This window comes from Bradyrhizobium sp. TM233, assembly GCF_036247965.1.
GTDB lineage: Bacteria > Pseudomonadota > Alphaproteobacteria > Rhizobiales > Xanthobacteraceae > Bradyrhizobium > Bradyrhizobium ottawaense.
This window is the reverse complement of sequence record NZ_BTIG01000003.1, coordinates 564,837-579,036: the sequence shown is the minus strand read 5'-3', so window position 1 is coordinate 579,036 and position 14,200 is coordinate 564,837. Positions and strand designations below refer to the sequence as shown.

Genomic DNA, 14,200 nt, shown 5'->3' with positions numbered 1-14,200 from the left:
CAGGAGTCCATGGCGCGGCTTCAAGCAGAACAGCGAGACAGGCCATGGCAAAACCGTTTCCGTCGAAGACCCACATCGGCAACCATATGCTGCATCCCGAAACCTTGATGCTGACCTATGGCTATGATCCGCAGCTGTCGGAAGGCGCCATCAAGCCGCCGGTCTTCCTGACCTCCACCTTCGTGTTCAGGACCGCCGATGACGGGCAGGACTTTTTCGATTTCGTCGCCGGCCGGCGCGAGCCGCCGGAAGGCATGGGCGCGGGCCTGGTCTATTCGCGCTTCAATCATCCCAACAGCGAGATCGTCGAGGACAGGCTCTCGATCTACGAGCGCACCGAGAGCTGCGCGCTGTTCTCCTCCGGCATGGCGGCCATCGCCACCACGATCCTGGCTTTCGTTCGCCCGGGCGACGTCATTCTGCACTCCCAGCCGCTCTATGGCGGGACGGAAACGCTGCTGACGAACACGCTGGCCCGCCTGTCGATCGGCGCCGTCGGCTTCGCCGATGGGATCGACGAAGCCGCCGTCAAGCAGGCCTCGGAGGAGGCCATGGGCAAGGGCCGCGTTTCGATGATCCTGATCGAAACCCCGGCCAACCCGACCAACGGCCTGGTCGATGTCGCCATGATCCGCCGCATTGCCGATTCCATCGGAAAGGCCCAGGGACACACGCCGATCATCGCCTGCGACAACACGCTGCTCGGACCGGTATTTCAGCGGCCGATCGAGCACGGCGCCGACATTTCCCTATACTCGCTCACGAAATATGTCGGCGGTCATTCCGATCTGATCGCGGGCGCCGCGCTCGGCTCGAAGGTGCTGATGAAAGGCATCAAGGCGCTCCGCGGCGCCATCGGCACCCAGCTCGATCCGCATTCCTGCTGGATGATCAACCGCTCGCTCGAGACGCTGAGCCTGCGCATGGAAAAAGCCGATGCCAATGCGCGCCTCGTGGCGGATTATCTGCGCGATCACCCCAAGGTCGCCAAGGTCCACTATCTCGGTCATCACGAGGAGGCCTCGCCGGCCGGGCGTGTGTTCGCGCGGCAATGCCTGGGGGCGGGATCCACCTTCTCGTTCGACATCGTCGGCGGCAAGGACGCTGCGGTCAAATTCCTCAACGCGCTGCAGATCCTCAAGCTGGCGGTGAGTCTCGGCGGCACGGAATCGCTCGCGAGCCTGCCCGCGACCATGACCCACTCCGGCGTTCCGGCCGACATCCGCCGGAAAATCGGCGTGCTCGATTCCACGATCCGGCTCTCGATCGGCATCGAGAACCCCTCCGATCTGATCGCCGACCTCACGCAGGCGCTGAACGCGGCTTAAAGCATGATCCGGAAAAGTGCGCAGCGGTTTTCCGAAAAGATCATGCTTAAACAACAACCTAAAGCGCGATGACGATTCATCCTGATCGCATCGCGCTTTAGGCGCGGCCAGAATCGAAAAGGCCGGACGCCCCTCCTGCGCCCGGCCTTCACGCAACGAAGCAGCGTCGCGGCTTACTTCGTCACCTGACCGCGGATCTCGCCGCCCGGATTGGCCGCGGTGTGGATGTTGACGTAGAGTTTGCCGCCGAGCAGATCGGCAGCCTGCGCGTCGGTCAGCGTCGCTTCGCCCTTCACGGGGCTGGCGGTCGCATTCGGGATCGCGAGGGCGACGCCGGCGTTCTTGCCGGCCTCCGCGGGGCCGTGGAAATGGGCGGCGGTGGCGGGGCCGGACAGCCCGGAATAGGTAACCGTCCAGGACAGCTTCTTGCTGGCGGCATCATAGTCCAGATCGGCGGTTCCGGTGCCGCTGCTGGTCGTTGCCGGCACCTCGGACTTGCCGTCGAGCGTTGCTTTCAGCTTTTCGGCGCTGGCCGGACCTGCAAAAGCAACGGCACCGAGCGCTAAGGCGGCAATGACGGTCTTATTCATGACATTCTCCCTGCTGAACCCGTTCGGGCTGCCAGACTTTCCAACAGCCGGCATTTCAGTTTATTCCCGTTTCCGGCCAGGGCGGGCTAAATTCTTCGTGGCTGGAGCCGCGGCGACATCGGTCTTAGGTTCGCCGCGTCGAGTGAATGGATACCCATGTTGCAACGAACAATTCTCGCGGGGCTGCTCGCCGCGCTCGCTGCCGGCGTCGTCTATTGGTGGCTCAGCGCGCCGGTGGTGGCGGCTGTGGGCAACGCGCCGGCCCATGTGGCAAACCTTGCCAATGGCGAGGCGATGTTCAATGCCGGGGGCTGCGCGTCGTGCCACGCCACGCCCAACCAGCCCGACCGTGTCAGGCTCGGGGGCGGCGTCGCGATCAAGTCGCCGTTCGGAACGTTCTACGCGCCGAACATCTCCCCCGATCCGAACGACGGCATCGGCAAATGGACCGACGCCGACTTCGTCAACGCGGTGATGCACGGGGTTTCGCCAGGCGGGCAGCATTATTTTCCCGCCTTCCCCTATACGTCCTATCAGCACGCAAGGCGCGAGGACGTGCTCGATCTCTTTGCCTATCTGAAGACGCTGCCGCCTGTGGCCGGCAAGGTGCGCGACCACGACGTCGGCTTTCCCTTCAACATCCGCCGCAACATCGGCGTCTGGAAATTCCTGTTTCTGCACGACAAGCCGCTCGTTGCCGACGGCACCAAGTCGCCGCAATTCAATCGCGGCGCCTATCTCGTCAACAGCTTTGGCCATTGCGCCGAATGCCACAGCCCGCGCAACGCGCTCGGCGGCATCATCGCAGGCCAGCGCTTTGCCGGCGGGCCCAATCCGGAAGGCGAGGGCTGGGTGCCCAACATCACCCAGAAGCGCCTCGGCGAGTGGAGCGCGAAGGATCTTGCCTATTTCCTCAAAACCGGCGAATTGCCCGACGGCGACAGCGTCGGCGGCGCGATGAGGCGTGTGATCAAGAACACCTCGCAATTGTCCGACGCGGATATTGCGGCGATGGCGGACTATCTCAAATCGCTGCCGCCGGTCGATGGTCCGCCGCGGCCCAAGCGCAAGGAAGCTGGTTAGCTCAGCTGGCGCCGAACGCCTTGAAGGTGATGATGGTGAGGGTGTCCTGGATGCCCGGCAGCACCTGCACCTTCTCGTTGACGAAGTGGCCGATGTCGGTGTCCTTGTCGACGTAGAACTTCACCAGGAGGTCGTATTGGCCGGCCGTGGAGTAGATCTCGGAAGCGATCTCGGCTTCGGCAAGCGCATTGGCGACCGTATAGGACTGGCCGAGCTTGCATTTGATCTGGACGAAAAAAGGAACCATCGCGGGCACTCCGAAAGCGTATCTGGCGGCTAATAGGCCAAACCCGGCACCATTTAGCAAGCGGACTTGCCGGCCACCAGATGCCGGTCCGGCGCCTCAGGTGGCCACGACCGCCGCGGCGAATGCGTCTCTGAGCCGCTGGGCGAGCTCGACCTTGCGATAGGGCTTGGTCAGCACGATCGCCTGCGCATGCGCGTGGCCCTGCTCGACCAGGGTCTCCAGTGCGTAGCCCGAGGTGAACAGGACCGGCAGGCCGGGACGAATCCGCCGCGCCTGGTCGGCGAGCTCCCAGCCGCTCATGCCGCCGGGCATCACGATGTCGGTGAACAGCATGTCGATACCGGGATCGGTGCGCAGCTGCTGCAAGGCCTCCTTGCCGTTGACCGCGGCAACGACGCGATATCCGAGAGCTTCCACCCTGCGAATGGCGGAGGAGCGAACGAACGGATCGTCCTCGGCGATCAGGATCGTCTCGTATCCTCGCGGCGCCGCGTCCTCGCCGTCGGAAAGCTCGGTGTGCGATGATCCGATGTCCGCGCGCGGCAGATAGATCCGGACCGTCGTCCCAAGGCCTGGCTCGCTGTAGATCGTGACATGGCCATTGGATTGCTTGGCGAAGCCATAGACCATGCTGAGGCCGAGGCCCGAGCCCTTGCCGACCTCCTTGGTGGTGAAGAACGGCTCGAAGGCGCGCCGGGTGACCTCCGGCGTCATGCCTTCGCCGTCGTCGGTGATCGAGATCAACACGTAAGCCCCGGATGCGACTTCGGGGTGAAGGGCGCGATAGTCGTCGTCGAGCGCGGTCAACTCCGTGCTCAAGGACAGGTGACCACCGGCCGGCATCGCATCCTGCGCATTGAGCGCAAGGTTGAGCACCGCGGATTCGAGCTGGGCGCGATCCGCAAAGGCCACGATCGTGCCGGCCCCGGAGGCCGTCCTGATCTCGATGTCTTCGCGCAAGGTGCGCTTGAGCAGCTTGAACATGGACTCGAGCAGGCCCCGGCAATCGATCGTCTGGGGCTGCAGCAACTGCCGGCGACTGAACGCGAGCAGTCGCTGCGTCAGCTCGGCACCCCGCTCGCCCGACTGGCAGATGTCGTCGGAAAAGCGGCGCAGGTCTGGCCTGGCCTTGAGCTGCTCGCTCAGATGCTCGGCGTTGCCGATGATGACGGTGAGCAGATTGTTGAAGTCGTGGGCGATGCCGCCGGAGAGCTGACCGACCGTCTCCATCTTCTGCGCCTGCTGGAGCTGCTGCTCGGTCAGCTTGCGTGTGGTCAGGTCGTGGACGATGCCGACGAAGATCAATTCGCCGTCCTGCCGGGTCCGGCCGACCGACACGTCCATCGGAAAGGTCGATCCGTCCTTGCGCAGGCCGATGGCCTCGCCGGCGGTCGCCAAATGCCTTGCGTGGCTGTCGGGCGCGGTGCCCGCCTCGGGCATCAGCATCCTGACGTTCCGGCCCATCACCTCGTCGGCGGAGTAGCCGAACAAGCGCTCGCAGGCCGGATTGAACAGCAGGATATGGTGCTGCGCGTCGAACAGGATGACCCCGTCGACCGCGGTCTCGACGATCGCGGTGAGGCGCGCCACGCTCTCGCGCATCGCGCGCTGGGCGTCGCTGACCTGTTGGAGCAGCAGCGTCGCGTCCCGGCTCTTGATTTCCTCCTCCTCGAGCGCGGCCTGGACCTGCCGCAACTCGAACGGCGAGGGGATCGTCAGGATCTTCGGCAGCAGCGGCCAGAGCGCGCCCGCCGTGACCACGGACGCCACCGCGGTCGCCGCCTTGACCATGCCCTCGATGCCATAGACCGGGACCCAGAGCGTGTAGATCGACAGCACATGGGTCAGGCCGCACGCCATGATGAAGATCGCGAAGGCCCAGTAGACCCAGCCGAACTTGAGGTCGCGCCGCTTGGTGACCAGGATCGCAAGGGCAAACGGAATCGAAAAATAGGCGGCGGCGATGCAGGCGTCGGAAACGACGTGAAGCCAGATCAGCTCAGGCTCCCACAACAGGCAGATGCCGTGCGGCGACAGCATGGACGAGTCGAGGAGACGTTCAAAAAAGGCCCACATCATTCCACCCCAAGATTCCGTTCCAGGCGGCTTGCGGGCCGGGCGCCCGCAACATGGGTGTCGCTGGACAGTTCCACTCTGACGTCTCGCTCATCGGCGAAGCACGTGAGGTTCGAGACTATACCAAGGGTCCGGCGCGGTTGCATTTTCAAGTCCGCACGATTGCGGGGCGTGCCGGCCCGCTGTTTGCCTGATTCGCAGGGAGCACACGGCGTCGCGAATCACCGTCGGACACGGCTCGGCGGCGCTTGCCGGTGTTCCACGGCCGCGCTAGGACAGGCCATGGCGGTGTCCTTATCCAGCAAATGTGCCCGGCGATGACGACCCCGGTCGCACTCACCATTGCCGGCTCCGATTCGAGCGGCGGCGCCGGCATCCAGGCCGACCTGAAGACCTTTGCCGCGCTCGGCGTCTATGGCGCCTCCGCCATCACCGCGCTGACGGCGCAGAACACGCGCGGCGTCACCGGCATTCATGCGGTGCCGGCCGAATTCGTCACCGCGCAGATCGATGCGGTGTTCTCCGATCTCGACATTGGTGCGGTGAAGATCGGCATGGTGGCCCAGGCCGCCAGCATCGATGCGATCGCGGCCGCGCTGTCGCGCTGGGCGCCCGGACATGTCGTGCTCGACCCCGTGATGGTGGCGACCTCCGGCGACCGCCTGCTGGCAGCCGAGGCCGTCGACGCCCTGCGCACGAAACTGATACCGCTGGCGTCGGTGATCACGCCCAATCTGCCGGAGGCCGCGGCTCTCCTCGACGAGCCGGTCGCGGCAAGCGAGGCCGAGATCGAAAGCCAGGGGCATCGCCTGCTGGCGCTGGGCTGCCGTGCGGTCCTGATCAAGGGCGGGCACGGCGAGGGCGCCGAGAGCACCGATTATCTGGTCACATCCGAAAGCACGATCACGCTTGCGGCGCCGCGGGTTGCCACACGCAACACCCACGGCACCGGCTGTTCATTGTCCTCGGCGGTCGCGGCGGGACTCGCCAAGGGCGAGGATCTGGAAAGCGCCGTGCGCAACGCCAAGGCCTGGATCAGCGCGGCGATCGCGGCCGCCGACCGCTTCAGCGTCGGGCACGGCCACGGCCCGATCCATCATTTCCATAGGTTTTACTGACCCGCAGTGAACGGTGCGCCAGCTTGTTTCCGCAACAGGCTGCGGCCGTCAGGACGAGGTCCATGCGAGGGCGATCATCTCAGGACACGTCCATCATCAAGGGGATGGATGCCAGGACCATGAGCGCCGCCGTGACACCATGAATGCCGAACGCGGTTCTCTTGGAGCCGTTGGCCGCAAGAATGAGCAGCATGTCGCCAATTGGGATGACGGCTTCAACAAACAGAACGATGCCGACCCCGCGGGGGAAGCCCCATGCCATCAACGCCAAGACGGTAAGTCCCGACGCGATGTCGCGAACGCCCTTGAGACGAAGCCACCAGGCGACGTTGGGGCCGTCTTCTGGCAGCGGTAGACCGAAACTGTGTGTCGCGGTCCGCGGGCTCAGGATATAGCCGCTGCCGATCACGATGATCGCAAGCGCCACAAGCAGTGCAGTCCCAAGCGAAAGCCAATGCATTTCAACTCATCCATTCCACCTCTTCAAAATATCTAGCATTGCTAGATTATCAAGTAACGATATTGTGGACAGTGTTGGGCATCTGTTCCGGGAGATCGAAGCTTGGGGATTGCTGAGCGAAAAGACAGGCAAAGGGCGGAACGCGAGAACCGTATCATCGCCGCAGCCCGCGCGGTCGCCGAGCGTGAGGGATGGAGTGCTGTTACGATCCGTCGCCTGGCTGACGAGATCGAACATAGTCAGCCCGTGCTCTATTCGCATTTCGAAAACAGGGATGCGATCGTTGCTGCAGTTGCGGTCGAAGGCTTCCGGGAGATCACGACGGCTCTGCGGGAAGCGGCGAGCGGATCGTCCGGACAAAACCCAATAAAGAATGTTGCGCTGGCCTATCTCGCCTTCGCACGACGTCATCCTGCACTCTATGAGGCCATGTTCGTCCTTCCGACGAATTTGCGGTTCGCCGAAGCTGGAAGCAGGCCGGAACTGCACGGCGCCTTTCAGGCCCTTGCCGCGGTCGTCATGCCATTTTGCGTCGACGTCGCTCTCGTGACCGAGACATTTTGGGCGGCCCTGCACGGGCTCGCTGAACTCGAAGGTTCGAACCGAATTAGGCCCGGCGCGCGCGACGAGCGCATCGCACTGGTGGTTCGGGCCATCGTCGGTGCCCCAAACGGCAAACCTGCCCGCGGATCACGTCGACCGGTTGAATGACTGTCTTGGCCCATCGTTCAACGGGCTTTTGAGGTCCGATCCCGGTCGTTTGCCGCGCCGGGCCTCTTGCGCGATCCCGCTGCGGCGTCATGTCGCCTGATTGTCGCATGCGACTGATATTCGCGGGGAGGGCGAGGCAAGGCGTGATTCGTATTTGAAGGTGCCTCGAAGGTTCAATTGGTCATCCCCCTGTCACGGGACATTGTTACAGGCTGGCGCGCATGGGAAGCTACGATGTGAGTGACGAGAGCCCGGAGCGGCGCTTTCGCACGTTGTTCATCTCCGACGTTCATCTTGGAGCCCGCGGTTCTCAAGCCGATCTTCTGCTCGACTTCCTGCGTTACCATGATGCCGACACGATCTATCTCGTCGGCGACATCGTCGACGGATGGGCGCTGAAATCGAGCTGGAACTGGCCGCAATCCCACAACGACCTCGTGCAGAAGCTGCTGCGCAAGGCGCGCAAGGGCGCCAAGGTCGTCTACATCCCCGGCAATCACGACGAGTTCCTGCGCAACTATTACGGCACGCATTTCGGCGGCATCGACGTGGTCGAGAACACCGTCCACACCGGCGTGGACGGCAAGCGTTATCTCGTCATCCACGGCGACATCTTCGACCTCGTGGTGCAGAACGCGCGCTGGCTCGCCCATCTCGGCGACAAGGCCTACGACTTCGCGATCCAGATGAATCGCTTCGTCAACTTCTTCCGCCGCCTGTTCAAGGTGCCCTATTGGTCGCTGTCGCAATGGGCCAAGCAGAAGGTCAAGAACGCCGTCAATTACATCGGCGCGTTCGAGCAGGCGCTCGCCGCCGAGGCGCGACGCCACGACGCCGACGGCGTGATCTGCGGCCACATCCATTACGCCGTGATCCGCGACGAGGGCGGCATTCGCTACATGAATTGTGGCGACTGGGTCGAGAGCTGCACGGCGCTCGTCGAGCACGACGACGGCCATTTCGAGATCATCACCTGGGCGGATCATTTGCAGAAGCCGGCAGCCGTCCCGCAGGTCGCAGCTCGAGCTGCATAACAGAGGTCGCCTGATGCGCATCCTGGTCGCGACCGACGCCTGGCACCCGCAAGTCAATGGGGTGGTTCGGACGCTGACCAAGCTAGCCGACGCCGCGGAGGCGCTCGGCGTCGAATTCAAATTCCTGACGCCGCAATCCTTCCGCACCTTTGCGATGCCGAGCTATCGCGACGTGCGGCTGGCGATGCCCCGTCCCGCACGCATCGCAAAGCTGATCGAGGAGGCGCGCCCCGACAGCATCCACATTGCGACCGAAGGGCCGATCGGCCTGATGGTCCGTCGCTATTGCCGCCAGCGCAGGCTACCGTTCACGACCAGCTTCCACACCCGCTTTCCCGAATATGTCCGCGCCCGCGTGCCGGTGCCGGGCTCGCTGATCTGGCGGGCGCTGCGCCGCTTCCATGCACCCAGCCGCGCCGTGATGGCGGCAACGCCTGCGCTCGCCCGCGAGCTGACCGAGCGTGGTTTCGACAATGTCGTGCTGTGGCCGCGCGGCGTCGACACCCATCTGTTCCACCCCCGCGCCATCGACCTTTGCCTGCCGGCACCGGTGTTCCTGTCGGTCGGCCGCGTCGCGGTGGAGAAGAATCTAGAGGCCTTCCTCGATCTCGAGCTGCCCGGGACCAAGGTCATCGTTGGTGACGGCCCCGCGCGCGCCTTGCTCGAAGAGGCCTATCCCGACGCGATCTTCCTCGGCGAGAAGCACGGCGAGGCGCTGGCGGACATCTATGCGGCCGCCGACGTCTTCGTGTTCCCGAGCAAGACCGACACGTTCGGCCTGGTGCTGCTGGAAGCGCTCGCAAGCGGCCTGCCGGTGGCCGCCTTCCCGGTGAAGGGCCCCCGCGACGTGATCGGCGATGCCCCGGTCGGCGCGCTCGATCACGACCTGCGCAGCGCCTGCTTCGCGGCGCTGGACATTTCCCGGCAGGACTGCGTCGCGTTCGCCGCCAATTACACCTGGGAAGCCTCGGCGAGGGCCTTTGTGGCCAGCATTGAGGCGGTCGGCGCGGTGCTGCCGGGCCGGAACGCGGCGGAACAGCCACGCTTCGTCGCCTGAAGAGAAAAATCCTCGCGCGGAGGTGTCTTGCCCGCGCTGCGGTGGCCGCGATAAGGTCTGATATGACCGAACAGCTCCTCCCGATCGGCCCTGCCGATATCGACGCCGCAGCGCGCGTGATCGCGCCTTACGCCATCCGCACCCCGCTGTTGTCCTTTCCCGTGCTCAACGAGCGCGTCGGCGCCAAGGTCTTCCTGAAGCCGGAGATGCTCCAGCGCACCGGCTCGTTCAAGTTCCGCGGCGCCTTCAACAAGGTGTTCTCGATCCCGCAGGACAAGCGCGCCGGCGGTGTCGTCGCGTTCTCCTCCGGCAACCACGCCCAGGGTGTGGCGGCGGCGGCAAAGATCCTCGACATGCAGGCGACCATCGTGATGCCGGCGGATGCGCCGCTGTCGAAGCGCGAGCGTACCAAATCCTACGGCGCCGAGGTCGTGCTCTATGATCGCGACAAGGACGACCGTGAGGCGATCTCGCGCGGCATCGCCGAGAAGCGCGGCGCGACGCTGGTCAGGCCTTACGACGATCCCTTCGTGATCGCAGGGCAGGGCACCGCCGGCCGCGAGATCGCGGAGGACATGGCAACGCTCGGTCTCAGCCCCGACATCGTGGTGGCGCCGGCGTCCGGCGGCGGCCTGATCGCGGGCGTCGCAACCGCCGTGAAGGCGCGCTATCCGCTCGCCGAAATCGTGGTGGCCGAGCCCGAGGCGTTCGACGATCACGGCCTTTCGCTGACGGCGGGCCATCGCGAGCCGCATGGGCCCGCGGGCCGCACCATCTGCGACGCACTGATGGCGCTGATCCCCGGCGAGATGACCTTTGCGATCAACAGCAAGCTGCTGGCGCGCGGCGTCACGGCGTCGGACAAGGAAGTCGGCGCCGCCGTCGCGTTCGCCTATCGCGAGCTGAAGCTCGTGGTCGAGCCCGGCGGTGCCGTCGGCCTCGCCGCACTGCTTGCGGGACGTCTTGATGTGGCCGGCAAGAACGTCGTCATCGTGCTCTCAGGCGGCAATGTCGATGCGGATTTGTTTGCGGAGCTGGTGGCCTAGCCGCCATTCCGGGGCTCGCCAAGCGAGAGCCCGAAACGAGCAAGAACCGACATGAAGAAGGGGCAGAGCGTTTCCGCTCTGCCCCTTTGTCGTTTCGCTGATCGCGATCAGTGCATGAAGCCGCGGTGGTTGTTGCCGCCATTGTTCATGCTTGGCGCCTGGTTCATCGACTGGCGGAAGTTGTTGCCGCCGTTGCTGACGTTGCGGTTCGTGGTGTTGAACTGCGGACGGTTGTTGTTCTGGACCTGCACCTTGTTCACCGGGTTGTTGTTGGGCTTCACGATACCGATGTTGCCGTTGTTGACGCGGATCGGGTTGTTCTGCGTCTGGACGTTGACCGGCTTCGCCTCGACCTTCGTGCCGCCCTTGCCGACATTCACCGGCATGCTGACGATCTTGCCGGGGGTGCCGTTGCCGGCGTCCGGCTTGTTGTTGCCCGCGGGCAGGGTCACGATCTTGCCGATGCCGCCATTGTTGGTGGTCGTGTTGGTCGGCGCAGGCAGGGTGACGATCTTGCCCGGCGTCTGCGACGGCGTGCCGTTCGGCTGGTTGTTGCCTGAGGGCAAATTGCCGATCTGGCCGCCATTGCCGAGCTTGCCGATGACATTGCCGTCGACCGGCTTCTGCACGATCGGCAGATTGCCGTTGATCTGACCACCGCCATTACCCTGCTGCAGCGGCATATACTTCGGCTGGCCGAGACTGCCGATCTTGAAGGTCGGAGCAATGTTCTGCGGCGCCAGGAACTTGGTCGCCTGCATCAAGGGGATCTGCTTCGGCTGCGTCTGAAGCTTCAGCGCCATTTGCGCATAAGGGCTGGTGCCGTAGCTGTCGTAGAAGCTCTTGTAGGCAACCGGCGAATTCACCAGCACCGCCTTGTGCCAGGCCTGCGAGAGCAGGATGTTGTTGAGCAGCCAACGGACGTGGTCGCACAGCGGGTCGTGCGGATACATCTGGATGAACTCCTGATAATATTCCGGCCGGCCCTCGGACACGACGTAGTCATAGGCCTGACGCGTCGAGCGGCTCGGCAGGTTGGAGGCCATCTGCACCACCGGCGTATTGACGGGCGCGCGGTTGGCGGCAACCGCGGTGTCGCCGAAGAAGGTGAAGTCCGAGGTCAGCGAGGAGCTCTCCCACGGGATCTGCGCGCCGCTGGTGGATTGGTTCACCTGCAGGCGGACCCGCTTGAACAGCTGCTCGATCGGCACGTTGGGTTCGCGCGCGACGTTCAGGAACGCCTGCGTATACGGGCTGTGGCCGCCGGTGCCGTCGAGCGCTTCAGCGCCCGGCGCGGTCGAGTAACCGACGATCGAGCCGTTCGGCGCATCGACGATGGCAAGGCCGCGACCGGCGTCATTGACGGTCGGGAACGGGTTGTTGCGGCAGGCATCGAGAATGACGATGCGCATGCGGCTCGGGATCGTCTCCAGCGTCGACATCACGTCGACGAGACGCACCGAATTGTTGACGAGCTCGGTCTGGCTCGAAACCTTGGCATCGACGGGAACGAGATAGTTCTCGCCGGCGAGCTGCACGCCGTGACCGGCGTAATAGACCATCGCCACCGTGTTCGGACCGCGCGCGGACACTTTTGCGGAAAAGTCCTGGACCACACGGAGCATGTCGTTCTGGGTCAGGTCGGTCGCGGCAACCACCTCGAAGCCGGCGGAGTTCAGGAACTGCGCCATCGATTGCGCGTCATTGTCGGGATTGGCGAGTTGCGGCGCGTTCTGGTAGTTCGAATTGCCGATCACCAGCGCCACCCGCTGCTCCGGGCCCTGCAGCGCAGTGGGGGCGGGCTCGACCGGGGCAACTTGCGCGGAAACGGGGCCGCAGGCGAAGCCGAACAGGCTTCCCACAAGGCTGGCCGTCATCAGGAAAGGTCTTAGGCGGAACATGGCGTGCTCCTTTGGCACTGATCTCGATGCGAGATTGGTTGCGGGGGAGCCTCGCCGCGTTCGAGCTTGAAGTCCGTGATCCCTCTCACCATGGTGGCCCTGCGTGATCTGAATCACGCTCGGAACCTGCTATGGTGAGCGATCGATGAGAGGAACCGCCGTCACATGCTGAAGTCGATCGATCCGATCCTGACGCCCGACCTGCTCTGGCTGCTGGCCTCCATGGGCCACGGCGACGATCTCGTGGTCGTCGACGCCAACCACCCGGCCACGCACATCGCCCGCAGCACGTCGTCGCAGCGCCTGATCCAGCTGCCGGGCATGACGATGGAGACGGCCGTCCGCGCCATCATGACGCTCTATCCGCTCGACGATTTCGATCCCGATCCGGTGCGCGTGATGGCGCCGGTCGACGATCCCGACCGCGTCCCAGACGTGCAGCGGGCCGTGCTGGCCGAGATCGAGCGCGCGGTCGGACGCGCCGTTGCTCCCGGCAAGCTCTCGCGTCCGGATTTCTACCGCGCGGCGGCGACGGGCTTCGGCGTGGTGCAAGTCGGCGACAGCCGAGGCTATGGCTGCTTCCTGATCAGGAAGGGTGTGATCAGCTAGCTGACGCTGCGATACGGTGACGCGGGGACGTCTCAGGCGTGCTCGAAGGGTCCGACTTCGCGGATCACCTTGCAGATCTGCAGGAAGCCGCTGGCATAGAACTCGGCATGTCCACGCTTCATCGTCTCGACGTGCTCCGGATGCGTGCGCCAGGCTTCGAGCGCTTCCTCCGAGTCAAATCGGAACACGGTGAGTTCCTCGCCGTCCTCGGCCTTGAAGGACTTCAGCGACAGAAAGCCCGGCATGCGGCTGACGATGTCGTACATGCGCCCGCCCAATCGGTCGTGCTCGTCGACGGAGGCGCCGTCCCGCAGCTTCAGGTCACCCATCACAATCACTTCGCCGATCATGTTTCCCCTCGTGGTTGATCGCATTCTTGCCGTTCGATCTCCTGTTCGTTCGCGTGATGGCTTTTGTTACGTCGCGACCCGGTTTCGATCAAATTTGCACTCGAAATTGAATGGTCATCGCGCGATCGACTGTCTATGGTCGATCCATGTCTCGCCTTGTGTGTCTGTTTGTTGCTCTCATCGTGTCGCTGCCGTCCGCAGCTCCGGCGGAATCCCTCAAGAAGCGGCCGGCGCCGGTCTGGCGCGGCTACGGTTTCCTGCCGGGCTATCGGCAGCCGCTGAGCAACAGCATTCCGCTCTACAAGCAGAAGGACGCGATGCGCCGAATGTCGCGCGCCGACCGGCGCCATTGGTACATCGACCCTGTGCCGCAATATTACCGCTGGGACGGCGAGTGGCACTATTTCGGCCGCCCCGGCTTCAACGGCGGCCGCTACAACGGCGGCAGTTTTGGTCCGTGCTGGACCCGCACGCCGATCGGTGCGGTGTGGAATTGCGGGTGATTGCGTGACGCTCGCAATGACGATGTAGAGAGAGTGTGCACCTCTTCCCCGCTCTCGTGTCCCGGACGCAGCGCAGCGCTTCTTCAG

The 14,200-nt window shown here is 64.3% G+C and carries 15 protein-coding genes; 9 read left to right on the top strand and 6 right to left on the bottom strand.

All coding sequences use genetic code 11. The annotated features are described in order from the left end of the window. The first annotated feature begins 44 nt into the window (after nucleotides 1-44). Entirely contained in the window at nucleotides 45-1,328 is a 1,284-nt protein-coding gene (locus tag AABA86_RS09860) for a cystathionine gamma-synthase family protein (protein ID WP_338306569.1), read from the top strand. A gap of 173 nt (nucleotides 1,329-1,501) precedes the next feature. Here AABA86_RS09860 and AABA86_RS09855 read toward each other — a convergent pair whose 3' ends face one another. Beyond that, nucleotides 1,502-1,918 carry a CHRD domain-containing protein gene (locus AABA86_RS09855; RefSeq protein WP_028143311.1) on the bottom strand — a complete coding sequence of 139 codons (417 nt, stop codon included), beginning with the start codon at nucleotides 1,916-1,918 and terminating at the stop codon, nucleotides 1,502-1,504. 156 nt (nucleotides 1,919-2,074) lie between these two features. On the opposite strand from AABA86_RS09855, the gene AABA86_RS09850 reads away from it, so the two are divergent. After that, on the top strand, nucleotides 2,075-3,001 hold the full coding sequence (locus tag AABA86_RS09850) for a cytochrome c (protein ID WP_212250573.1): 927 nt from the start codon (nucleotides 2,075-2,077) through the stop codon (nucleotides 2,999-3,001). A gap of 1 nt (nucleotide 3,002) precedes the next feature. Here the strand turns inward: AABA86_RS09850 and AABA86_RS09845 are convergent, their stop codons facing one another. Both AABA86_RS09845 and AABA86_RS09840 read right to left on the bottom strand, forming a co-directional pair. Next, nucleotides 3,003-3,248 carry an Lrp/AsnC ligand binding domain-containing protein gene (locus tag AABA86_RS09845; RefSeq protein ID WP_018317369.1) on the bottom strand — a complete coding sequence of 82 codons (246 nt, stop codon included), beginning with the start codon at nucleotides 3,246-3,248 and terminating at the stop codon, nucleotides 3,003-3,005. 96 nt (nucleotides 3,249-3,344) lie between these two features. Then, on the bottom strand, nucleotides 3,345-5,327 hold the full coding sequence (locus tag AABA86_RS09840) for a PAS domain S-box protein (protein ID WP_445083453.1): 1,983 nt from the start codon (nucleotides 5,325-5,327) through the stop codon (nucleotides 3,345-3,347). 314 nt (nucleotides 5,328-5,641) lie between these two features. Between AABA86_RS09840 and thiD the strand changes: the two genes are divergently transcribed. Next, on the top strand, nucleotides 5,642-6,442 hold the full coding sequence (gene thiD / locus AABA86_RS09835; protein ID WP_212250569.1) for a bifunctional hydroxymethylpyrimidine kinase/phosphomethylpyrimidine kinase: 801 nt from the start codon (nucleotides 5,642-5,644) through the stop codon (nucleotides 6,440-6,442). A gap of 79 nt (nucleotides 6,443-6,521) precedes the next feature. Here thiD and AABA86_RS09830 read toward each other — a convergent pair whose 3' ends face one another. Next, nucleotides 6,522-6,902, bottom strand: coding sequence for a DUF4267 domain-containing protein (locus AABA86_RS09830; RefSeq protein ID WP_212250568.1), 381 nt, complete (start codon nucleotides 6,900-6,902; stop codon nucleotides 6,522-6,524). A 102-nt stretch (nucleotides 6,903-7,004) separates the two neighbouring features. Here AABA86_RS09830 and AABA86_RS09825 point away from each other — a divergent pair, with 102 nt between their 5' ends. The 4 genes from AABA86_RS09825 to AABA86_RS09810 all read left to right on the top strand — a co-directional run bounded on the left by AABA86_RS09825 (nucleotide 7,005) and on the right by AABA86_RS09810 (nucleotide 10,750). After that, nucleotides 7,005-7,613 (top strand): TetR/AcrR family transcriptional regulator, encoded by a 609-nt coding sequence (locus tag AABA86_RS09825; RefSeq protein ID WP_338306567.1) that lies wholly within the window; start codon nucleotides 7,005-7,007, stop codon nucleotides 7,611-7,613. Between the two features lie 221 nt (nucleotides 7,614-7,834). After that, on the top strand, nucleotides 7,835-8,647 hold the full coding sequence (locus tag AABA86_RS09820; RefSeq protein WP_028143308.1) for a UDP-2,3-diacylglucosamine diphosphatase: 813 nt from the start codon (nucleotides 7,835-7,837) through the stop codon (nucleotides 8,645-8,647). 13 nt (nucleotides 8,648-8,660) lie between these two features. Then, entirely contained in the window at nucleotides 8,661-9,704 is a 1,044-nt protein-coding gene (locus tag AABA86_RS09815) for a glycosyltransferase family 4 protein (protein WP_338306566.1), read from the top strand. Between the two features lie 62 nt (nucleotides 9,705-9,766). Further along, complete coding sequence (locus AABA86_RS09810; RefSeq protein WP_212250565.1) at nucleotides 9,767-10,750, top strand: threonine/serine dehydratase; 984 nt, start codon at nucleotides 9,767-9,769, stop codon at nucleotides 10,748-10,750. A gap of 107 nt (nucleotides 10,751-10,857) precedes the next feature. Here AABA86_RS09810 and AABA86_RS09805 read toward each other — a convergent pair whose 3' ends face one another. Further along, nucleotides 10,858-12,651: a caspase family protein gene (locus AABA86_RS09805; RefSeq protein ID WP_338306565.1), complete on the bottom strand. Its 1,794-nt coding sequence runs from the start codon at nucleotides 12,649-12,651 to the stop codon at nucleotides 10,858-10,860. A gap of 165 nt (nucleotides 12,652-12,816) precedes the next feature. On the opposite strand from AABA86_RS09805, the gene AABA86_RS09800 reads away from it, so the two are divergent. Further along, nucleotides 12,817-13,260 (top strand): RbsD/FucU family protein, encoded by a 444-nt coding sequence (locus AABA86_RS09800; RefSeq protein WP_338306564.1) that lies wholly within the window; start codon nucleotides 12,817-12,819, stop codon nucleotides 13,258-13,260. 32 nt (nucleotides 13,261-13,292) lie between these two features. Here AABA86_RS09800 and AABA86_RS09795 read toward each other — a convergent pair whose 3' ends face one another. Continuing rightward, nucleotides 13,293-13,610: an antibiotic biosynthesis monooxygenase family protein gene (locus tag AABA86_RS09795; RefSeq protein ID WP_212250562.1), complete on the bottom strand. Its 318-nt coding sequence runs from the start codon at nucleotides 13,608-13,610 to the stop codon at nucleotides 13,293-13,295. 146 nt (nucleotides 13,611-13,756) lie between these two features. Here AABA86_RS09795 and AABA86_RS09790 point away from each other — a divergent pair, with 146 nt between their 5' ends. Beyond that, nucleotides 13,757-14,113, top strand: a complete 357-nt coding sequence (locus AABA86_RS09790; protein ID WP_338306563.1) for a hypothetical protein — start codon at nucleotides 13,757-13,759, stop codon at nucleotides 14,111-14,113. Nucleotides 14,114-14,200 lie beyond the last annotated feature (87 nt).

What these genes read in the sequence shown, in the direction of transcription:
- AABA86_RS09860 (WP_338306569.1), top strand. Translation starts at nt 45, where the DNA reads ATGGCAAAACCGTTTCCGTCGAAGACCCACATCGGCAACCATATGCTG.
- AABA86_RS09820 (WP_028143308.1), top strand. Translation starts at nt 7,835, where the DNA reads ATGGGAAGCTACGATGTGAGTGACGAGAGCCCGGAGCGGCGCTTTCGC.
- AABA86_RS09845 (WP_018317369.1), bottom strand. Translation starts at nt 3,248, where the DNA reads ATGGTTCCTTTTTTCGTCCAGATCAAATGCAAGCTCGGCCAGTCCTAT.
- AABA86_RS09815 (WP_338306566.1), top strand. Translation starts at nt 8,661, where the DNA reads ATGCGCATCCTGGTCGCGACCGACGCCTGGCACCCGCAAGTCAATGGG.
- AABA86_RS09790 (WP_338306563.1), top strand. Translation starts at nt 13,757, where the DNA reads ATGTCTCGCCTTGTGTGTCTGTTTGTTGCTCTCATCGTGTCGCTGCCG.
- AABA86_RS09840 (WP_445083453.1), bottom strand. Translation starts at nt 5,327, where the DNA reads ATGATGTGGGCCTTTTTTGAACGTCTCCTCGACTCGTCCATGCTGTCG.
- AABA86_RS09850 (WP_212250573.1), top strand. Translation starts at nt 2,075, where the DNA reads ATGTTGCAACGAACAATTCTCGCGGGGCTGCTCGCCGCGCTCGCTGCC.
- thiD (WP_212250569.1), top strand. Translation starts at nt 5,642, where the DNA reads ATGACGACCCCGGTCGCACTCACCATTGCCGGCTCCGATTCGAGCGGC.
- AABA86_RS09805 (WP_338306565.1), bottom strand. Translation starts at nt 12,651, where the DNA reads ATGTTCCGCCTAAGACCTTTCCTGATGACGGCCAGCCTTGTGGGAAGC.
- AABA86_RS09855 (WP_028143311.1), bottom strand. Translation starts at nt 1,918, where the DNA reads ATGAATAAGACCGTCATTGCCGCCTTAGCGCTCGGTGCCGTTGCTTTT.
- AABA86_RS09830 (WP_212250568.1), bottom strand. Translation starts at nt 6,902, where the DNA reads ATGCATTGGCTTTCGCTTGGGACTGCACTGCTTGTGGCGCTTGCGATC.
- AABA86_RS09810 (WP_212250565.1), top strand. Translation starts at nt 9,767, where the DNA reads ATGACCGAACAGCTCCTCCCGATCGGCCCTGCCGATATCGACGCCGCA.
- AABA86_RS09800 (WP_338306564.1), top strand. Translation starts at nt 12,817, where the DNA reads ATGCTGAAGTCGATCGATCCGATCCTGACGCCCGACCTGCTCTGGCTG.
- AABA86_RS09795 (WP_212250562.1), bottom strand. Translation starts at nt 13,610, where the DNA reads ATGATCGGCGAAGTGATTGTGATGGGTGACCTGAAGCTGCGGGACGGC.